Annotated in this window: 17 protein-coding genes; 10 read left to right on the top strand and 7 right to left on the bottom strand. The window is 32.5% G+C overall.

Annotation, left to right across the window (positions count from 1 at the left end; translation table 11 throughout):
* From GBO31_RS09010 to GBO31_RS09000, 3 genes are all read left to right on the top strand, one after another.
* On the top strand, positions 1-958 hold a 958-nt coding region (locus GBO31_RS09010; RefSeq protein WP_246615821.1), incomplete at its 5' end, for a methylmalonyl-CoA mutase family protein.
* A gap of 155 nt (positions 959-1,113) precedes the next feature.
* A complete protein-coding gene (locus GBO31_RS09005) occupies positions 1,114-2,445 on the top strand; it encodes an amidohydrolase family protein (protein WP_219007998.1) in 1,332 nt (443 codons plus the stop codon).
* Positions 2,445-3,635, top strand: a complete 1,191-nt coding sequence (locus GBO31_RS09000; protein ID WP_219007997.1) for a hypothetical protein — start codon at positions 2,445-2,447, stop codon at positions 3,633-3,635. The genes GBO31_RS09005 and GBO31_RS09000 overlap by 1 nt, the downstream gene beginning before the upstream one ends.
* A 10-nt stretch (positions 3,636-3,645) precedes the next feature.
* Here GBO31_RS09000 and GBO31_RS08995 read toward each other — a convergent pair whose 3' ends face one another.
* A complete protein-coding gene (locus tag GBO31_RS08995) occupies positions 3,646-3,972 on the bottom strand; it encodes a hypothetical protein (RefSeq protein ID WP_246615820.1) in 327 nt (108 codons plus the stop codon).
* A gap of 168 nt (positions 3,973-4,140) precedes the next feature.
* On the opposite strand from GBO31_RS08995, the gene GBO31_RS08990 reads away from it, so the two are divergent.
* The 5 genes from GBO31_RS08990 (at position 4,141) to GBO31_RS08970 (ending at position 10,028) form a co-directional block, all read left to right on the top strand.
* Entirely contained in the window at positions 4,141-4,587 is a 447-nt protein-coding gene (locus GBO31_RS08990) for an Lrp/AsnC family transcriptional regulator (RefSeq protein WP_246615819.1), read from the top strand.
* A gap of 24 nt (positions 4,588-4,611) precedes the next feature.
* Complete coding sequence (locus GBO31_RS08985; protein ID WP_219007995.1) at positions 4,612-5,757, top strand: helix-turn-helix transcriptional regulator; 1,146 nt, start codon at positions 4,612-4,614, stop codon at positions 5,755-5,757.
* Between the two features lie 102 nt (positions 5,758-5,859).
* Positions 5,860-7,458, top strand: coding sequence for an alanine/glycine:cation symporter family protein (locus GBO31_RS08980; protein ID WP_219007994.1), 1,599 nt, complete (start codon positions 5,860-5,862; stop codon positions 7,456-7,458).
* Positions 7,459-7,645: 187 nt separating this feature from the next.
* Positions 7,646-8,464, top strand: a complete 819-nt coding sequence (locus tag GBO31_RS08975) for a mechanosensitive ion channel family protein (protein ID WP_219007993.1) — start codon at positions 7,646-7,648, stop codon at positions 8,462-8,464.
* 142 nt (positions 8,465-8,606) lie between these two features.
* Complete coding sequence (locus GBO31_RS08970) at positions 8,607-10,028, top strand: hypothetical protein (protein WP_219007992.1); 1,422 nt, start codon at positions 8,607-8,609, stop codon at positions 10,026-10,028.
* A gap of 725 nt (positions 10,029-10,753) precedes the next feature.
* On the opposite strand, the gene GBO31_RS08965 is transcribed toward GBO31_RS08970, so the two are convergent.
* Positions 10,754-11,515 carry a DJ-1/PfpI family protein gene (locus GBO31_RS08965; RefSeq protein ID WP_429725725.1) on the bottom strand — a complete coding sequence of 254 codons (762 nt, stop codon included), beginning with the start codon at positions 11,513-11,515 and terminating at the stop codon, positions 10,754-10,756.
* A gap of 194 nt (positions 11,516-11,709) precedes the next feature.
* A complete protein-coding gene (locus GBO31_RS08960) occupies positions 11,710-12,939 on the bottom strand; it encodes an MFS transporter (protein WP_219007991.1) in 1,230 nt (409 codons plus the stop codon).
* 128 nt (positions 12,940-13,067) lie between these two features.
* On the opposite strand from GBO31_RS08960, the gene GBO31_RS08955 reads away from it, so the two are divergent.
* Positions 13,068-13,682: a DUF1684 domain-containing protein gene (locus tag GBO31_RS08955; protein WP_343211294.1), complete on the top strand. Its 615-nt coding sequence runs from the start codon at positions 13,068-13,070 to the stop codon at positions 13,680-13,682.
* Between the two features lie 61 nt (positions 13,683-13,743).
* Here GBO31_RS08955 and GBO31_RS08950 read toward each other — a convergent pair whose 3' ends face one another.
* From GBO31_RS08950 to GBO31_RS08935, 4 genes are all read right to left on the bottom strand, one after another.
* Positions 13,744-14,841, bottom strand: a complete 1,098-nt coding sequence (locus tag GBO31_RS08950; RefSeq protein ID WP_219007989.1) for a porin — start codon at positions 14,839-14,841, stop codon at positions 13,744-13,746.
* Positions 14,842-15,155: 314 nt separating this feature from the next.
* The gene (locus tag GBO31_RS08945; RefSeq protein WP_219007988.1) at positions 15,156-15,494 is read right to left on the bottom strand and encodes a P-II family nitrogen regulator; all 339 of its coding nucleotides are present in this window, start codon (positions 15,492-15,494) and stop codon (positions 15,156-15,158) included.
* Between the two features lie 69 nt (positions 15,495-15,563).
* On the bottom strand, positions 15,564-15,929 hold the full coding sequence (gene crcB / locus GBO31_RS08940; RefSeq protein WP_219007987.1) for a fluoride efflux transporter CrcB: 366 nt from the start codon (positions 15,927-15,929) through the stop codon (positions 15,564-15,566).
* A gap of 41 nt (positions 15,930-15,970) precedes the next feature.
* Positions 15,971-17,008, bottom strand: a complete 1,038-nt coding sequence (locus tag GBO31_RS08935; RefSeq protein WP_219007986.1) for an SRPBCC family protein — start codon at positions 17,006-17,008, stop codon at positions 15,971-15,973.
* Positions 17,009-17,196: 188 nt separating this feature from the next.
* Between GBO31_RS08935 and GBO31_RS08930 the strand changes: the two genes are divergently transcribed.
* On the top strand, positions 17,197-19,251 hold the full coding sequence (locus tag GBO31_RS08930; RefSeq protein WP_219007985.1) for a dipeptidyl peptidase 3: 2,055 nt from the start codon (positions 17,197-17,199) through the stop codon (positions 19,249-19,251).
* The last annotated feature ends 135 nt before the right edge of the window (positions 19,252-19,386 follow it).

Here is a 19,386-nt window from a genome sequence, read left to right as displayed (position 1 = left end):
TATATCAGGTTATCACATTGCCGAAGCTGGAGCGAACCCAATTACACAGTTGGCGCTAACACTTGCAAATGGGTTTACCTATGTAGAATACTATCTAAGTAGAGGAATGGATATCAATAAATTTGGTCCGAACTTATCTTTCTTCTTCTCGAATGGAATAGATCCAGAATATGCGGTTATTGGTAGAGTGGCGCGTAAGGTCTGGGCGAAGGCATTAAAGCATAAGTATGGTGCTAATTCTAGAGCACAGATGCTAAAATATCATATCCAAACTTCTGGACGCTCTTTACACGCTCAAGAAATTGATTTCAATGATATTCGTACTACATTGCAGGCATTATATGCAATTTATGATAATTGTAATTCATTGCATACAAATGCATATGATGAGGCAATTACAACACCTACAGAGGAATCTGTACGAAGAGCAATGGCAATTCAGCTTATTATTAATAAAGAGTTAGGTTTGGCTAAGAATGAAAATCCAATTCAAGGATCTTTTATCATCGAAGAGTTAACAGATTTAGTAGAAGAAGCTGTGCTAACAGAATTTGACAGAATTACAGAAAGAGGTGGTGTTTTAGGTGCTATGGAGACTATGTATCAGCGTAGTAAAATACAAGAAGAAAGTTTGTATTACGAAACTTTAAAACATACTGGCGAGTTCCCAATTATTGGTGTAAATACCTTCTTAAGTTCTAAAGGTTCTCCAACAGTAACTCCTGGAGAGGTAATTAGGGCAACTGAAGAAGAAAAGCAGTATCAAATCACTATGCTCAATGAATTGCATAAAGGGAATGAAGATGATACTGCAGAACTATTAAAAGATCTACAACACAAAGCAGTGAATAATCAAAACATTTTTGAAGCACTCATGGAGGTTTGTAAACAATGTTCTTTAGGTCAAATTACTTCCGCTTTATTTGAAGTAGGAGGACAATATCGAAGAAACATGTAAGCAGAATCTTGCTTTTACGAAAGCAAAAGCTTAGAGGTCGCTTACCCCAAACTTGTTTTGAGGTCTATACAATGTAAAAATAAGTTAAAATCCCGTTTTATTACGGGATTTTTCTTTTCTTATAGTCTTCTATCTTTAAAGAAACACAACTCATCATGAAAAAATTACTCCTGATACTACTTGTATGTAGTAATACTTTTGGCCAACAAAAATCCTTAAAAGCACTTGTTGGGGGAACATTAATAGACGGTTTCGGAGCGACTCCTATTCAAAATAGTGTAATCCTTATTGAAGGTGAAAAAATAATGAAGATAGGTACAACCAAAACTTTAAAAGTACCAGAAGGAGCTGAAATAATTTCTACAGAAGGAATGTCTGTATTACCAGGATTATGGGATATGCATGTACATACAATGATAAATGGTCATGCTAATTATACCTATTGGGATAAAACCTATCCTCCATTATTAGAAGATGTGATTATGCCCGCTTCTGCAGAGCAGTTATTAATGGCAGGAGTTACAAGTGCAAGGGATCTTGGTGGACCTTTGAAAGAAAGTTTATCCGTTAGAGATCGAATTAACAAAGGAGAAATTCCAGGTGCAACACTATATGTTTCAGGACCCTTTATACAAAAAAAGCCATATCCAGGAACTGAAGCTTTTCGCTGGGGAATTAACGGAGTTGAAGATGCTAAAAAGAAGATCAAAAAATTAGCAGATGCAGGTGTTGACTGTATTAAACTCATTGATCAGGATCAAATGACAAGTGCAGAAGTACAGGCAGTTGTAGAAACAGCACATAAATATAATCTTAAAGTAGTTGCTCATGCACATCGACCTGAAGAAATAAAAGTAGGTTTAAGAGAAGGCGCTGACTGCTTTGAACATACAGGTTTATCATCAGCTCCAAGATACCCTGATGATGTAATGAATGCAATCAAAGAGCGAACGGCTCAAATGAATTTAGGACCGCTTTTTTGGTGTCCAACCGTTGAAGGATTGTATAACTATGAATACGTAAGAGATCATGGAGAACATTTGGATAATGATTCATGGCATAGAGGGCTGCCGGATAGCGTAGTTGCTGATATTAAGAATAGTTTTAAACATAAGAAGAGTCGACTGCCGTATTTTCAATTAACACCTTTAAGAAAACCAACTTTAGAAACTAAAATTAAACAGCTGATGGATGCTGGAGTTGTCCTGATGATCGGTACGGATAGTGGAATTCCTATGAAATTTCATAGTCAATCTACCTGGAATGAACTGGATGTTTGGGTAAATGAATTTGGAATCGATCCAATGTATGCGATAAAAGCAGCAACCTATTGGCCATCTGTTTGGATGGGTGTTTCTGATAAAGTAGGTACTATTACCGAAGGTAAGCTAGCAGATATTATTGCTGTAAAGGGAGATGTGTTAAGGCATGTAAGTTTATTGCAGGATGTAGATGTAATTATTAAAAATGGAAAAAGATATAAGTAATGTTAAGATTAATCATACTTATTACAATAGTATTTGTAAATGTAAATTCCTTTGCGCAAAAATATGAAACTGGAAAAGTGATAGATTCGGTTTTGGTATCAGGTAAAACACAAGAAACATTTACCCTTTATTTGCCGAATTCATTTGATGCAACAAAAGAATCTCCTATTGTTTTTATTTTTGATCCTGGAGCAGAAGGAAAGAGAGGGATTCAACCATTTATTGAAGCTTCTGAAGCTTATGGGTATATGTTGGTTTGTTCTAATCATACCAAAAATGGTCCTTATGATCGCAATTTTGATATAACGAATCGTTTATTTGATTTTGTATTTGCCAATTTTAAGATAAAACGAAATGAAGTGTATTTATCTGGATTTTCCGGTGGTTCGCGCTTGGCTTCTGCCATTGCTGTTTTAACCAATCAGGTAGCAGGAGTTGTGGGATGTGGAGCTGGTTTTTCTTTAGAATCCTCTCATGTTCCCAGTACGCAAAGTTTTTCGTATGCTGGAGTTTGTGGAGATCGAGATATGAATTATCAAGAAATGATTCGAGCAAAAGGATATTTAATGCAGCTAAAGTTCTCCAATACATTAATTACCTATGATGGTAATCATAGTTGGACGCCTTCAAAACAAATTCTAAGAGCATTTGATTGGTTGGAAATCCAAGCGCATTTGAAAGGGCTCAAGAAAAAAGAGGCTCCCGAAATTTATAAAAGCTATCAAAAGATATGTAAACAGGCACAAGAATCTGAGAAAAAAGGAAATTTGTTATATGCAGTAGAAAATTATGAAAGAGCACTGCTTACCTATAATTCATTTTACAATTTGGATAGCATTTCGGATAAACTAAAAGCGATTCATAAAAGTAAAGCATATAAAAATAAATTGAAATCTGTATCTCAAGCTTTTGATAAGGAAACTACCTTAACAAAAAAGTTTACCACACGACTTTTTGAGGATTATAAAAATCCTGAGAATATAAAATTCTCTTGGTGGGAAAAGGAATTAGGAAAACTTAAAAAACTGGATAAAGATGAAGATCCCGAAATGAAAAAAATGTTAGAAAGACTTCGTTTTCAGGTTTTTGCTGTTGCCTATTCTATGAATAATCCAAATCTATATCAGTCGAATACAAATCAAAAAGAACTTGCCGATAAAATTAGATCATTAATCTATCCCAACAATTAAAGTGTAACAATTACAATGTCATCATCCAATTGCGCTGTAGCTTCTTGAACTTTTTTACTTCCTTTCTCAATAATCTAACAAAATCTTTACCATTGCTTCCAGAACGCTCTAATCGCTCGCAGTTTTTATAAAGTTTGTTTGTCAAACTTTCTAAAAGACAGGCATGTTTCAATCGGTCATCTTGAAAAACTTGACTTTCAACTTCCATAATTCTAGGTACCAAAGAATCAGAATCTTTTACAATGTCTCCGGTAAAATAGATAAAAGGATTTTCGCTCCCGTTTTTTTCTAACGGAGCCAAGTCATAAGAAAGATACTTGGAAACACTCTTGGACAAAACAAGAATTTCGAGTGCTTTTTTATAAAGAATTATATTTTTGGGGCGACTTTCCATTATAACATCAAAATTAAGAGTAATTAAGGGGATATTGCTTTTTAGTTTAAAGCATAATTCTTAATTTGCTTTAAGAATTAAAGTTTTTCATTAATAAAAATTAAAATCATAATGGATGACACAAATTGGAAAATTCTTCAGCTTTTACAGGAAAATGCCAGACTATCTAATGCAGAGATTGGACGAAATGTAGGGTTAAGTTCGCCAGCTGTCGCAGAGCGAATAAAAAAAATGGAAGATGTTGGAGTTATTGAAGGATATACCACTAAAGTTTCATATGCTAAAACAGGGTATCAATTAAAAGCGATCATTACTATTAGAGCTTTTATGGGACGTCTAAAACCTTTTTTATCCAAGATATCAGAGTTTGAAGAAGTGCTTAATTGTTATAGAATTACTGGTAATGAAAATATCATCATGGAAGTGGTATTAGAAGATCAGGTTCATTTGCAGGGATTTATCGATAGATTAATCACCTATGGCGAAGCAAAAACTCATATTATTTTGTCCAATGTAGTCGAAAGCAATCCAATTTTAAATAGAAATACTAATCAATAGATTATATCTTATCTTTAGACTATTATGTACGTTACCTTAGAATATTATGTTACAGCGATAGTTTGCCTGATCACTGCTTTTGTTATTCAAAGAATTTATCACAAAGAGAATTTTAAAAATCAATCTTCCATATCTATTGTTGGTATCAAATGGTTTGGATTAGCAATTTTTCTTTGGGGTTTTGGAGCTCTCATCAATATTATGTTGATAGAAATGGCTAAAATAAGCCCGACGCATAAAGTTGTTATTTATATAGGAGTGCTTATTTCTTTGGCAAATTCCTTAAGTATTTTACTTTCATTACCATCCATCGAACATCAAAAAGAACGTAATATAGTAGTTAGATTGGTCCAGCGTTTTTCAGAAAAAGAATTTATTATTTTATTTAGTGGAATACTTATTATGATTGCTTTCGTATTCATAGTAAGTTCTTATAGTAATACAGAGATAAGTAATAATTTTATCTGGCTTATTGATATACCTATCTCTTTGATAGTAGCATTCGCCTTATTAAATGAGCTTAATAAAGCATTTGCAAATCGAAAGATGAGGTTTATGGTAGTCCCATGTTTTTTGCTGTTTGTTCTTATCGTAATAGCAGTGACACATAGAATCATACCACAAGATAAAGCTTTAGCACTCCTAGATCAGGAATTTTGGGCTTTGATTGGGGTAATAACAGGAATATCTTTTAAATTCCTCTTTATACTTTTATTCTCCATATTGTTATATAGTTGGAAATTTCTTTCAGAAAAAGAATTAAAACAAAGTGAATTAGAATTGCTGAAAGAAAAAAAAGAAGCGCTACTGAAAGAAAAAGAGAAATTGGTATTAGCCAATGAAAGTCATTTGGATACCATTGCAAGATTACAAGAGCGTTTAAAAGAAAGTAGTTTAAAAATTCACTCCTTAGAAGAATCTACCAGAATTACGCTATCTGATCGACAAAAGGAAGTATTAGGAAATCTTGGTGTTTGTGGTGAAAATAAGTCTTATCCAGAAATTGCAGAAGCTATGAATATTAGTCTAGATGGTTTACAAACGCATATTTATCAAATAAAAAAGGTACTTAAAATTAGCGGTGCAGATGGGAAAGAGCAGCTTATTGCTTTTGCCAAAGCCAATCAACTTTTGCAATATGCTAGTATTCGAAATGAAGATTGTGATTAAGTATATGCTTAAGCATCTGAACACCCTAATTTCATCATTGCGTAACCTTTTGTGCTAAGTTGTTTTATTCAATCTTCGTCCGAAATCAAAATAATCGGACAGATGAAAAAAATTATCTTATTATGTGTTTCCTTTCTTTTAAATACGCAAGTTAAATCACAAGAATTAGGAATTCAGTCATTTGATGAGCGAATAAATGATAGATTCAAAAGCATAACAGATTGGTTTGTAGATGCAATTTTAGCTGAAATACCAATCACTACAGATGTTGGTATTCCTTGGGTTTTAGTAGTTTTATTATTAGGAGCATCTTATTTCACAATTTATTTTAAGGGAATAAATTTTAGAAATTTTTGGACTTCTATTAATATCATACGAGGAAAATATGATCACCTTGAAAATTCTGGAATCATTGAAGTATCAAATTCAGTACACACGATCAATAACGATCAACCTGATACTATTAGAGTGGAAGGAGAAATAGGAGAGGTTAGTCATTTTCAAGCTTTGACAGCGGCATTGTCCGCTACCGTTGGATTAGGTAATATCGCTGGTGTGGCAATAGCATTATCAATTGGTGGGGCAGGAGCTACTTTCTGGATGATTTTAGTAGGTTTTTTAGGAATGGCATCCAAATTTGTAGAATGTACATTAGGTGTTGCGTACAGAGAAATTGATGAAAAGGGAACTGTATATGGTGGTCCAATGTATTATTTAAGCAAAGGTTTGAGAGAAAGAGGTTTTTCTAATTTAGGAAAGGCATTGGCAGCAATTTTTGCAATTATGTGTGTAGGTGGATCTTTTGGAGGTGGAAATATGTTTCAGGCGAATCAGGCATTTAAATTATTTGAGTATGTAACAGGAGCTGAAAACAGCTTTATTTATGGAAAGGGTTGGTTATTTGGTTTGATTATGGCAATTTTAGTGGGCATTGTGATTATTGGAGGGATTAAAAAAATTGCAAAGGTTACCGATAAGATTGTTCCAGCAATGGTAGTAGTTTATGTACTTGCTGTTATTACCATAATAACCATAAATTATGAAATGATACCTAATGCTTTTTCTGCAATTATTGATGGAGCTTTTAGYGCAGAAGGTGTTACTGGAGGAATTATCGGAGTGATGATCCAAGGATTTAGAAGAGCTGCTTTTTCTAATGAAGCTGGAATTGGTTCAGCATCTATTGCACATTCAGCTGTGAAAACTAAATACGCAGCCAGCGAAGGGTTAGTAGCTTTATTAGAACCATTTATTGATACAGTTGTGATTTGTACAATGACCGCCTTGGTCTTAATCATAACAGGACAAATAGATGTTGGAACTGCAATATCAGACGAACAAGGTGTTTTATTGACTGCTAATGCGCTGGAAAGTGGAATCTCTTGGTTTCCTTATTTGTTAAGTTTTGCTGTAATACTATTTGCATTTTCTTCTATGATTTCCTGGTCGTATTATGGATATCAGGCATGGTCCTATTTATTTGGTAGAAAAAAATACGTTGAATATATCTACAAAAGTATGTTTTGTATCTGTGTAATTATTGGTTCTGCTGCTAGTTTGACCGCAGTAATAGATTTTTCGGATGCTATGATTTTTTCAATGCTTGTTCCTAACATGATTGGATTGTTTATAATGGCTCCGAGAGTATCAAAAGAATTGAAGAAGTACAAAGATGCAATTAAGAAATTCGAGAAGATATAATTCTTTCGTTTTGGCATGAGATTTGATGTATATAAAGTGTGTAAAATTTATCAAAATCTTGTGTGAGGACATTGGTATAAAGAACCAAAGAGAGTACGGGAAAAAGATAGGAAAAACGCTCAGAGTTTCACTCGAGCGTTTTTTTTTTATTTAATTTTTCTATTTTAGAGATATTAAAAATCTAATCATGGAAAAACTACAAGAATATTTTGAAATAGCTATTGATAAAGCTGTCTTTTTTGCTCCTAGAATTATAGCAGCTGCTTTAGTATTTTGGATAGGTTTTAAACTGATTAAAAAAATACTCCGACTATTAGATAAGACATTGGAAAAGACTGGGATTTCGGATACGATGCGTCCTTTTTTGTTATCGATCATTTCAGTAGTTTTGAAAATAGCTATTGTTTTTGCTATTGTTACCATTCTGGGTGTTGATTTATCAGGATTACTTGCTATTCTTGCTGCTGTAGGGTTTGCTATCGGGATGTCGCTTCAAGGAAGTTTAGGAAATTTTGCCTCAGGTATCTTAATTATGTTCCTGAAACCTTATGAAGCTGGAGATTGGATTCAGGTAGGAGAATCTTTTGGTAAAGTTCAGGAAATCGGTATTTTTAGTACAATTGTAGTAACACCAGGTGATAAAGTTTTAATTATTCCTAATTCAAAAGTTACAGACGATGTTGTAGCTAATTATTCTAAAAGAGGAGTTGTACGATTAGAGATTGGTGTAACTATGCCATACGATGAAGACTTTGCGAAAGTTAAAAAGGTGATTGAAAATGCTATAAATCCTATCGATAAAATACTCGATACTCCAAAAACCGAGATTGGAATAGAAAACTTTGATTCTCATAATATTTTAATTGCAGTTCGACCTTATGTAAAGCCCGATGATTTTTGGGAAGTTACTTTCATTACACATCAGGAAATAAAAAAAGCGTTTAGTCAGCATGATATAAAAGTTGCATACTCAGAAGGTGTAGAATTAGGAAAGATTGGAGCTTAACTTATCATTCTGATATTTGAAGTGTACGATTAAGTATATGGCATTTTTTTTGTGGCTTGTAATAGTGAGAGAATGAAGTGGTAACATACATCCTCAATGTTGTAATTAGTTTGCTATTAGAGAATTATTAAAATTTAAGCGTGTGAAAAGGATTTCTTTAAAAAACATCATATTTATACTATGTATTAGCCTTTTTACATCCTTTAGCTATGGTCAAGCTGAATTAAAACTGAAAAAGGGAGTTGTAATTGATTCTTTACTAGTGCCGGATACTGAAGGCGTTTATAGTATATACCTTCCAAAAGCTTTCGATCTGAATAAAAGTTGGCCTATACTTTTTGGATTCGATAGTAAGGGAAATATGAATACTTTAACAAGTTTGTTTCAAAAAGCAGCCGAAGATTTTGGATATATAGTTGTAGTTTCTAATTATGGTAATAAATTAAGTGAAAGTGATAAATCAAGTTATATTCCTGTATTTGTGAAACATATCATATCGCTTTTTCCTATCCAGGAAAAAAGAATGTATGCGTTGGGAGTTGGTGATGATGCTCCGTTAAATACTTCCTTACCATTGTTTTATAAACAGTTTAGTGGAGTAATCGCAATTGACAATAGTTTTGATTATCATCAAAAATTACGTAGAAATAAGAACTTCGCTTATTTTGGAATTGTTAGTACTCATAATTTTAGATATCAAGACTTTTTGATATCTAATAAGTATTTGGATAGGAAGGGAATCTCTTCATCATTATATACATATGAAGGGGATATAGCATTACCTTCTCAAAAGATTATACATAAAGCATTGCCTTTTTTTACTTTGGATGCTATGGAGAAAGGAAATATTCCTAAGGATTCGTTATGGATTAAAATGAGGTATGAAAAGGATAAAGAAAATATACTTGAATTAAAAGAGAAACGAGAATACCTAGAGGCATTCGATGAATTGACTCGAATGCAGAAAAGGTTTCAAGCCTTTGTAGCTATTGATGAATTAAAAAATGAGCAAAAAGAGATTAAAAAAATAAAAGCTTATAAAACAGAGAAAAGAATTAAGTCTAGGAATAAAAACAAAGAAGTTTATTTAAGAGAATCATTAGTTTTTGCGTTAGAAGAAGACATAGCTTTAAATGAATATAACAATCTCGGATGGTGGCAATATAAAATGGAAGAGTTCGATATGATATCTAATTCTAAAGAGCCCTATACTACGGCTATGGTAGTAAGAATAAGAGGGTTTTTAAAGAATATAGTAGCTAATTATAAAAAGGAACTTTCTAAAAGTAAAAAAGAGATAGATAGGAAAATATTTTTAAATGTGTTAAGTACCATCATCGATAAAGATGATTTCGATTCTTATAAAAATATTATTGCGCTGAGTGCGATAGATCAGGATACTGAAACTGCACTTTTCTATTTGGAGAAAATGTTACAACAAGGTTATAAAGAAATGGATGCATTATATACTATCGAAGGAACATTGTCATTAAGGATCTCAAAAGAGTACAATAATATCATAAAAAAGTATTTAGGGACTTCAAAGTTTTTTACTTCAAATTAAGTACTTAAAAATTACTAAACAGGTATTTTGACGATATTAACACGCACTTAATCGTATTTTTGTTAATAACTTTTTTTTGATTTACGGTTTTGAAGTGAAAAATACTATATCTTTATAACACGTAAAATATAGAGATGCGTATTTTACACATTAACATTTTAAGATATATGACGATATGTTTTTAAAATCTTAATTTGGAATACGCATTGGGATAAATTAAGTGTGAGGACATTAGTCTAAAGACCCCAAATCTAAAAACTAAAGAGAGTACTAATTTGACCCATAAGAGAAAGCGATCTAATGAATAGATCGCTTTTCTTTTTTATTTATAAATATCGTATTGAAAAAATTGGCCTAAACAGGTGGAAATATCCCTAATGAAAATAAATTAATTATACCAAAATAGTACAAAAACAAAGATTTTTGTGTATTTCATCGATTTTTTATGTTTTTTATCGTTAAAAATTTTGCATTAACAATTATTTTACAATATATTTACATAAGCTTAAAAACATAATGATGTATGGCCAGAATTAACATTTTAAACTGTATGACGATACAGCTTTGAAATATTAGTTTGGAATACGTCAGGGCCTATTAAGTGTGAGGACATTAGTCTGAAAGACCCCAAATCTTGAAGCTAAAGAGAGTACGTAATTTGCCCTAAAATTGATGAAAGCGTTTCCAACAGGAAGCGCTTTTATATTTTTGGTATAATATCCATTTTATTTTGAAATCACCAAGTGTGGAACCTCTTCTAGATTCCAATCAATTACCAATCCTTTAGCTAACGATCTTGCTATTTCAGCACCATATAAATGTTCTGACAAATAAAGAGCGGCTTCAAAACTCTTAGCGCCTCCTGCCGAAGTTATATATTTACCATCATGAACAAATAATATATCTTTCCTAATATCTAGATTAGGAAACATTTCTTTCATAGCATCTATATCACTTGGAAACGTAGTAGAAACTTTATCATCCAATATTCCAGCTTTTGCTAATACAAAGGCACCATCGCAATGCGATGTCATAAACAAAGCAGTTTTATCCACTTTTTTTACAAAATCAATCATATCAATATCATCTAGGTCCGTATCAAGGTGATGTTCCGCACTTGGTACAACCAAAATATCTATGTGTGGTATAGAATCCTTTAGATAATTATAGTCTGGAAGTATCTTTACGCCTTCAAAGGTGGTAATTGCTTCATCTGTATTCGCTACCGTAAAAACATTCATTTGCTTGATGTTTTTACGGTATTGTGTATGTTGAAAAATATCGAAAGGAGCAGTGAATTCAGTATTATAAGTCCCATCCATAATTAGAAACCCAACATTATATCGGTTAGGCTCTAACTTTGGGAAAGTCTTTTGCTTTTTTACTACTTCGATATGCTCTTCCTGCTTATTATCAGTAGTGTTTACGTTGTTTTTACAACTAAAAAAAGTAATGAATATTAAAAAGGTGTATGCTAAATGTTTCACATGTTTAAATTTAATAATTGCTTAAAAATAAATTATAAAATTGAAAATTCCGATAGTTATTGGGATAGTCACTTCCTTCTCTCATTAAGAGCTTTAAACATTTCTATTGATCAAGTAATTTTTAAATTTCTTAATGTTCATTTCAACTGATTTTGTTTGGCCTATTTGTYTATTTAAATTGATCAATGTAATTCCTACCTAGTACTCGCAATATGTATAGTTTTTTCTTTACTCGCTTTGTATTTGACAATAATTAATAAAATTGTTCCAATCGCAGAGATGCCTCCCATAAATAGCCATGCGTTATCATAGCCATATATATTAATAAATTGCATTCCCGTATTATGTCCAAATATATGAGCTAAAGAAAAAGACATACTATAATATCCCATATAATCTCCCTGCCTTCCTTTTTTGGATCGATCCAAAGCAAACGAATTCCCAAAAGGAAAAGAGATCATCTCACCTACAGTTGCCATAACCATTCCAATTATTACAATTCCAGCCCAAGGTGTTATTAATAATATTAGAAAACTTATTCCGGTCAAAATAAAACCATGTATTACATTTCTTATTTTGGATAATGAAGTAGACTCTAGATAAGCAATAAGAGGCATTTCAAAAATAAAAATTAAGACTCCGTTCATTGCCAATATAAGTCCAATACTTTTTTCTGATAAGAAATGTACTTCTTTATAATATAAAGGTATGGTAGAAAAGTATTGAACAAAAATAAACCCAAAGAGCGTTAATGCAACAAGGAATAACATATAGGTCGCATCACTAATCGCAGGAGTAGGATTGTCAATTACAACCTCTTTATCAATGATTCGGGCTTTTTTAGGATGTAATGTTTTAATCATAATAAATCCTGCGATAATACAGGTTATTCCATCTACCCAGAATAAACCAGCATACCCTAACGTAACGATTAGAAAACCACCTAATGCTGGAGCCATAGAAAATCCTAGATTTATAGCGAGTCTTATAAAAGTTAGTGATCTTGTTTTATTTTCAGGTTTACTATAAGCACTAAGCGCAACAAAAAAAGCTGGTCTTGCGGCATCTGCCACCGTAATTAGAATAAAAAAGCTTATACAGATACTCCAAAAACTCGTGAAATATTGTACAACAAAAAAAGAAACTCCGGTTAATAGGAGTGACGTTAAAATTACTTTATAGTATCCAACTTTATCACTCAATTTTCCTCCTAACCAAGCACCCAATAAAGACCCGAAACCATAACAGCTCATAACCCAACCAATTTCTTTTAAAGTAAAGCATAAGTCGTCTGATAGATATAGCGATAGGAAAGGAATTACCATTGCTCCCATTCTATTGATAAGTGTGATCAATGCCAACCACCAAACTTCTTTGGACAATCCGGAGAAAGTATCAATGTAGTTAAGTAATAGTTTTTTCACAGTATTTGGTGGCTGATTTGTTTAGAACCGGTAAAAGTAGCTTTTTGTCGAAAAACTGTATACAATTTTAGAGAATATTAACTTGTTTATTGTGAATGCTTTGTACTTTTGCAAAAAATAAGGGGACAGTGTACAGATTATCTTTTTTACTAATGCTATGCTTTAGCCATTTAGTGGCTCAAGATTCTACCACAATTAAAAAAATATTAGCTTTTCAGGAAGAGTTGAATAAAGAGTTTACTTCTGAAGAAAAATCACCATTAACACCAAAGGATTTCAAAACGTTTAAAGAATTAGAATTCTTTAAAATTGATACGATGTATAGTGTGAAAGCAAAATTTGTGAGAACACCGTATGAAACTCCTTTTATCATGAAAACAACTACCAATAGGGAGCCGATATATGTGAAGTATGGTGAAGCTCAATTTGTTTTGGAGGATAAAAAGCAAACATTAAATATATACCAAAATCAAGGATTAAAAACACAGCCAGAATATGAAAATTACCTGTTTTTACCTTTTACKGATTTAACAAACGGAACAACCTCATATGAAGGAGGTCGTTTTATAGATCTCACCATCCCAGAAGGAGATGTAATTATCATTGATTTTAATACTGCTTATAACCCATATTGCGCTTATAGCCCTCGTTATTCTTGTCCAATACCACCAGAGGAAAATCACTTGGACTTAGAGATTCCTGTTGGAGTTAAAAAGTATGATAAGTACGAGAAGAATAAATAAAAAGCACTCCGAAATCAGAGTGCTTTTTGCATAAACAAACAATATATTAAACTATAATATATTAGAACTTATAGATTGCTCCTAAAACAAACGAGGAAAGACTTTTTGTTAAGTCACCATCATTGTCAGCGAAGAAATCTTCAGATGTTGAATCTAATCTTAATTCTGGCTTAAGAGTTAGGTCACCAATATCATAACTTCCCGTAAGTGTAGCAGCAATAACATTTCCATCACCTTCACCATCTAAACCAATCACATCTACTAAACCTCCGTTAAATACAGAAAAATATTCTCCTCTTAATCCAAGACTGAAATTGTCACTTGTCTTTAATTGAGGATATAGTGCAACTCCATAGAATCCAGAAGCATCAGCATCTCCTTGATCTTCTGTAGTTAAATAGGTAGTATTAAGACCTAAGTAAAAATTCTCGGTAAGATCCCATCCAGTTGTTAAATCTACTTGGAAAGTAGGTCCTACTAATCCTGGTTCACCTTCATTTCCGTATCTAAAATTAAGATATGCACTACCATTGTCAACTGCATATCCTACCTGTGCACCAAAAATATAAGTGTCGAAAGGATTGTTTTCTGTGTAATCAGTTGGGTTCATTATAGCAACCATTGCAGACCATTTATCACTAAGTGTAAAATCTGCTTTCAATCCAGTATGTGAAAAAGGACCGTAAGAAAACATATAAGAAGTAGAATAGTTGAAGTTTCCTGTAGGAGAAATTACTTCATATCCTAGAAAAGTATTGAAATTACCAAAAGTAAGCTTGAAAGATTCAGTTACATTCCAGTACGCATATAATTGATTAACTATTTGAGAAGATCCATCAGAAAGAAATACTGCGTCTTCACCTCTTGGGCCAAATACAAGATCAGCCACGAATCCTACTTTTTCACCTTCGTATCCAACGATTAAGTTAGCCATACCTAAAGCAAATCCCGATTGATTTGCAAAAGAAGTAGCAGGTGCTGTAGAATTGTCATTTTGTGCTCCAAAATTATATCTGAAATAGCCATCTACAGATCCATTAACAGAAAAGTTATCGAACCATTTTTTTTCTTCTTCCTGTGCAATTGCAGAAAAGCTCAATAATGCAAGAGAAAAAAGACATACTTTTTTGAAAAGTTTTGTTACGGTTTTTGTTTTCATAATAAACATTAATTGGTATTAATTTGTTTTTAATTGGTGCTGTAAAACTATGTTAAAACAAATTTATCCCAATAAAAAAAGGGGTATGCAGTGTAATTTTTACGGTTTTATTATTTTATACCCTTAAAAAATTAGACATTATCGTTTGAAGGTCGATTTTTTAAGAATTTGAAAGTGTAGTTTTCTAAGAGAGTGTTAAATAACTAAATAATACGTATTATTTGTTAAATTAAGTTATGTAAAAGTTAATTCATAAGTCATAAAAAAAGCTTATCAATATCTGATAAGCTTTTTAATATCTCTCAATAAAGTTGTTAATTCAATGCCTGATTCCCATGTTCACCTGTACGAATTCTGTAGGTGTTTTGTATTTCAGAAATGAATATTTTTCCATCACCAATCTCTCCAGTTTTAGCGGCATCAATAATTGTTTGTACCGTCCTTTCAGCAAATTCATCAGACACCACTATAGAAAGATATCTTCTTTGAATATCCGAAGTACTATAACTAATACCTCTATATAGGTGTCCTTTTTTTTCATTGCCTACACCAGTAACATCCCAATAAGTGAAAAAATTAACTTCTATTTCATGCAATGCATCTCTAACTTCTTTAAATCGTGCTTTGCGAATTATTGCTTCTATTTTTTTCATGGGTTGTTGTGGTTATTGGTTATTATTTTAATTTTTGATTTAAAGTCCTATTGTAGCCTTCTGTACATATTATTTTACTAGCCACATACCTAAAAATACTAAAAGAAACCCTATAACAAAAGAACAAAGAGTATATATCGCAAAGTTGATAAAATCTCCAGACCTTAATAACATATGGTTTTCATAAGCAAAAGTAGAGAAGGTTGTAAATCCTCCGCAGAAACCTGTAGCAAGTAATAAAACAGCATTTTGGGATAATACATTGTTTTTCAATGCGAGCCCAAGAATAATTCCGATAAGAAAACTCCCTAATATATTTGCAGTTAACGTACCATAAGGAATACCACTAGTTTCGCTATTTAGGTATTTACTAATAAGAAATCTTGCAACGCTACCTGTACCGCCACCAATAAATACAAGAAGTATTTGTTTCATTTTGTAATGGTCTTAGACTTTTAGTTAGGTTGGTTATATAATTATTGTATTGGTATGTAGATTTCAGTAATCCATTCTGCTGGATTAGGTTGTACATCAGGCCCAGATCTGTAGACTTCAAATGCGGGAGATTCGGTTGCTAATACTAAACCATTTTTTTCAATATACTGATATCCAGCTTCCCAAGCTTCTTTTAAATTAATATAATCACCTTTTAAGGTTGTTTTTACCACTCTTTGTTTTGGTAATGAACCGCACAAAATATTACTATCTGATGGCGTGATCACTTCTTCTCTTACAGGAACTCCAGAAGAGTAAATAGCTGTTCCAAGGGTTTCATTATACTCATTAAATATAGTAAGCGGCATTCCTGTTTGTGGTAAGTTGTTTTGTTTTACATAAGACAAAACAGAAGGTAGCATTTGTGCTGTTTTTTCAGGAATTTCTTTTATAGACGAGGCGGTAGCACTATACATATAAAAACCTCCTCTGTGTTCTGTTATGCCGTCAACATTAACAGAATATTCTTTCATTTTTTCTTGAGTATAAGTGTCAAGCTTCACTAATCCCTTTTTGTACATTGGTCTCAAGCTTTCTGTTACAGTACTATCTTTTGTCATCCAAAACAGCTTTTCCATAAAGCCTTGTTCTCCTTTAATTCCCCAAGTTACTTTGGTTTTTTTGTCTTCTAATTTTTCAAACTTCCAGTAAACATCATTTTTAATTTCATCAACCACAGGAACTATAATAGAAAGTTTTTGTTCGATACTAGAAAAAGGTGCAGCTTTTACAGTTTTCATACTTCCATCTTCTTGTGATTCGCTCTTCCAGCTATAAGAAGATCCTTCGCCACTAGTTTGGGATGAGTATTCTAGAATCAAATCATCAGAATCTGCCATCCAAGGATTCCATTGTTCCCAAGTTTTATAATCATTTACGGTATTAAAGAGTAATTCATCAGGTGCATCCATTACTTTACTTTCTTCTAATTGGAACGTGCCATCAGTCATTGCTACATAAGCAGCTCCACCTACAACCGCAATTAAAAGAAGGAAAAATAAATATTTTATGATTTTCATGTTAGTTAGTTTAGAAAATTTGAGTAGCTAAGATAATCAATTTTTAAAATGGCTTTTAGTTTAAAGATTTTCAGGCTGTTGAGGTCTTTTTTGTTTTTTTTGAGATGTTAATTAATACTTTCCAAATGATTAAAAATTAACATTTTTTTTATTTCGTTACATTTGCTGGAAATAATAAACATAAACAAATGAAAATTAATCGTATAATGTATTTTATAGCAATTAGTGCTTTTCTAATTGCTTGTAAAAAAGATCCAAGTATACAAGATCAGATCAGTCAACAAGAATCAGAAAAAGAAGAGGTTGTAGAAGAAGATTTTAATTATGTTGTAGAGCAATTTGCTGATCTTAAGATTTTAAGGTATCAAATTCCAGGATGGGAAAATCTTACTTTAAAAGAACAAAAATTAGTGTATTACCTTACACAAGCAGGGTTGAGTGGAAGAGATATTATGTGGGATCAAAATTATCGTTACAATCTACAAATCCGTAAAGCTTTAGAGAATATTTATACGTCTTATAATGGAGACAAAAGTAGCAAAGATTGGAAATCTTTTGAAACTTATTTGAAGAGAGTTTGGTTTTCGAATGGAATTCATCATCACTATAGTAATGATAAGATATCACCAGAATTCAATAAAGAATATTTGGCTTCACTTTTAAAAGAAACCAAAACGCAATTGAATGAGGATGCTCTTATTGTTATTTTTAATGATGCTGATGTTAAAAAAGTGAACCAAGCAAAAGGAGTAGACAATGTAGCGTTATCGGCAGTTAACTTTTATGGGCCTAATGTGACCAATGATGATGTCACTTCTTTTTATGGAAAAATCAAGTCTCCTAATCCAGATAAACCATTATCGTATGGACTAAACTCTCAATTGATAAAAGAAAATGGAGAACTGAAGGAAAGAGTTTATAAATCTGGAGGTTTATATGGAGCAGCTATTGACGAAATTGTTAAGTGGTTAGAAAAAGCGCAAGGTGTAGCAGAAAATAAGGCTCAAGGTGATGCATTAGCGTTACTTATAGAATATTATAAAACTGGAGACTTACAAATTTGGGATGATTATAATGTAGCGTGGACCGCTGCTACCGAAGGGAATATTGATTATATCAATAGTTTTATAGAAGTATACAACGATCCACTTGGATATAGAGGTTCTTACGAAACGATTGTACAAATTAAAGATTTTGATATGTCTCAAAAAATGGCCGTTTTATCCGAAAATGCACAATGGTTTGAGGATAATTCTCCATTAATGAAAGAACACAAAAAAGATAGTGTAGTAGGCGTAACCTATAAAGTAGTTACTGTTGCTGGTGAAGCTGGAGATGCATCTCCAAGTACTCCAATAGGGGTAAATCTTCCAAATGCTAATTGGATTCGAGCAGCAGTGGGATCAAAGTCTGTATCCTTAGGTAATATTATTAATGCCTATAACAATGCAGGAGGTTCAGGTCGATTAAAAGAATTTGTTCATGATGAAGAAGAGTATGAGTTAGAAGAAAAATATGGACAGTTGGCAGATAAACTGCATACGGCTTTGCATGAAGTAATAGGTCATGCATCTGGTCAATTAAATCCTGGAGTGGGAGAGACTAAAGAAACATTAAAGAATTATGCGTCTACGATGGAAGAAGGACGTGCAGATTTGGTAGGTCTATATTATCTTATGGATCCAAAATTACAAGAACTTGGATTGGTTGAGGATTGGGAAAAAGTAGGAAAAGCTGCTTATGATGGATACATAAGAAATGGATTGATGACACAGTTAATACGTCTTAACTTAGGAGATGATGTGGAAGAAGCACATATGCGTAATCGTCAATGGGTAAGTGCATGGGCGTTTGAACAAGGAGCTAAGGACAATGTAATTGAAAAAGTTAGCAAAGACGGAAAAACATATTTTAATATTAACGACTATGCCAAGTTGCGAGAAATCTTTGGTGAGCTGCTTAAAGAAACACAGCGTATTAAATCAGAAGGAGATTTTAAAGCGGCAGAAGATTTGGTAGAAGGTTATGGAGTAAAAGTGGATCAAACAATTCATGCAGAAGTTCTTAAAAGAAATGAGCAATTCACTTCTGCACCTTACAGTGGTTTTGTGAATCCTGTTTTAGTGCCAGAAATGGATGAAAATGGAGAAATAACTAAAATCAATGTTACTCAGCCTAAAGATTTTGTAAGTCAGATGCTCGAATATAGCAAGTCTTATGGGTTTTTACCTGAAGTGAATTAACGAATTATTTTATAGAATAAAAACGCCTTCTCCTCAGAAGGCGTTTTTTTATGCAACTTTTTTAAGAAGCAATGTCTAGTACTCCAATTTTAATAAGTATATAAAAATATTTTGCTAACTGCATTTTTAATATTT

The sequence above is a fragment of the Aquimarina litoralis genome (assembly GCF_019295435.1).
GTDB classification, from domain to species: domain Bacteria; phylum Bacteroidota; class Bacteroidia; order Flavobacteriales; family Flavobacteriaceae; genus Aquimarina; species Aquimarina litoralis_A.
Note: the sequence above shows the minus strand (reverse complement) of the source record. Positions and strands in the feature narration are given on the sequence as shown.

Excerpts from the sequence above, each read along its gene's own strand:
- GBO31_RS08930 (WP_219007985.1), top strand. The coding sequence starts at position 17,197 with ATGAAAATTAATCGTATAATGTATTTTATAGCAATTAGTGCTTTTCTA.
- GBO31_RS09000 (WP_219007997.1), top strand. The coding sequence starts at position 2,445 with ATGTTAAGATTAATCATACTTATTACAATAGTATTTGTAAATGTAAAT.
- GBO31_RS08935 (WP_219007986.1), bottom strand. The coding sequence starts at position 17,008 with ATGAAAATCATAAAATATTTATTTTTCCTTCTTTTAATTGCGGTTGTA.
- crcB (WP_219007987.1), bottom strand. The coding sequence starts at position 15,929 with ATGAAACAAATACTTCTTGTATTTATTGGTGGCGGTACAGGTAGCGTT.
- GBO31_RS09005 (WP_219007998.1), top strand. The coding sequence starts at position 1,114 with ATGAAAAAATTACTCCTGATACTACTTGTATGTAGTAATACTTTTGGC.
- GBO31_RS08985 (WP_219007995.1), top strand. The coding sequence starts at position 4,612 with ATGTACGTTACCTTAGAATATTATGTTACAGCGATAGTTTGCCTGATC.
- GBO31_RS08975 (WP_219007993.1), top strand. The coding sequence starts at position 7,646 with ATGGAAAAACTACAAGAATATTTTGAAATAGCTATTGATAAAGCTGTC.
- GBO31_RS08945 (WP_219007988.1), bottom strand. The coding sequence starts at position 15,494 with ATGAAAAAAATAGAAGCAATAATTCGCAAAGCACGATTTAAAGAAGTT.
- GBO31_RS08990 (WP_246615819.1), top strand. The coding sequence starts at position 4,141 with ATGGATGACACAAATTGGAAAATTCTTCAGCTTTTACAGGAAAATGCC.
- GBO31_RS08950 (WP_219007989.1), bottom strand. The coding sequence starts at position 14,841 with ATGAAAACAAAAACCGTAACAAAACTTTTCAAAAAAGTATGTCTTTTT.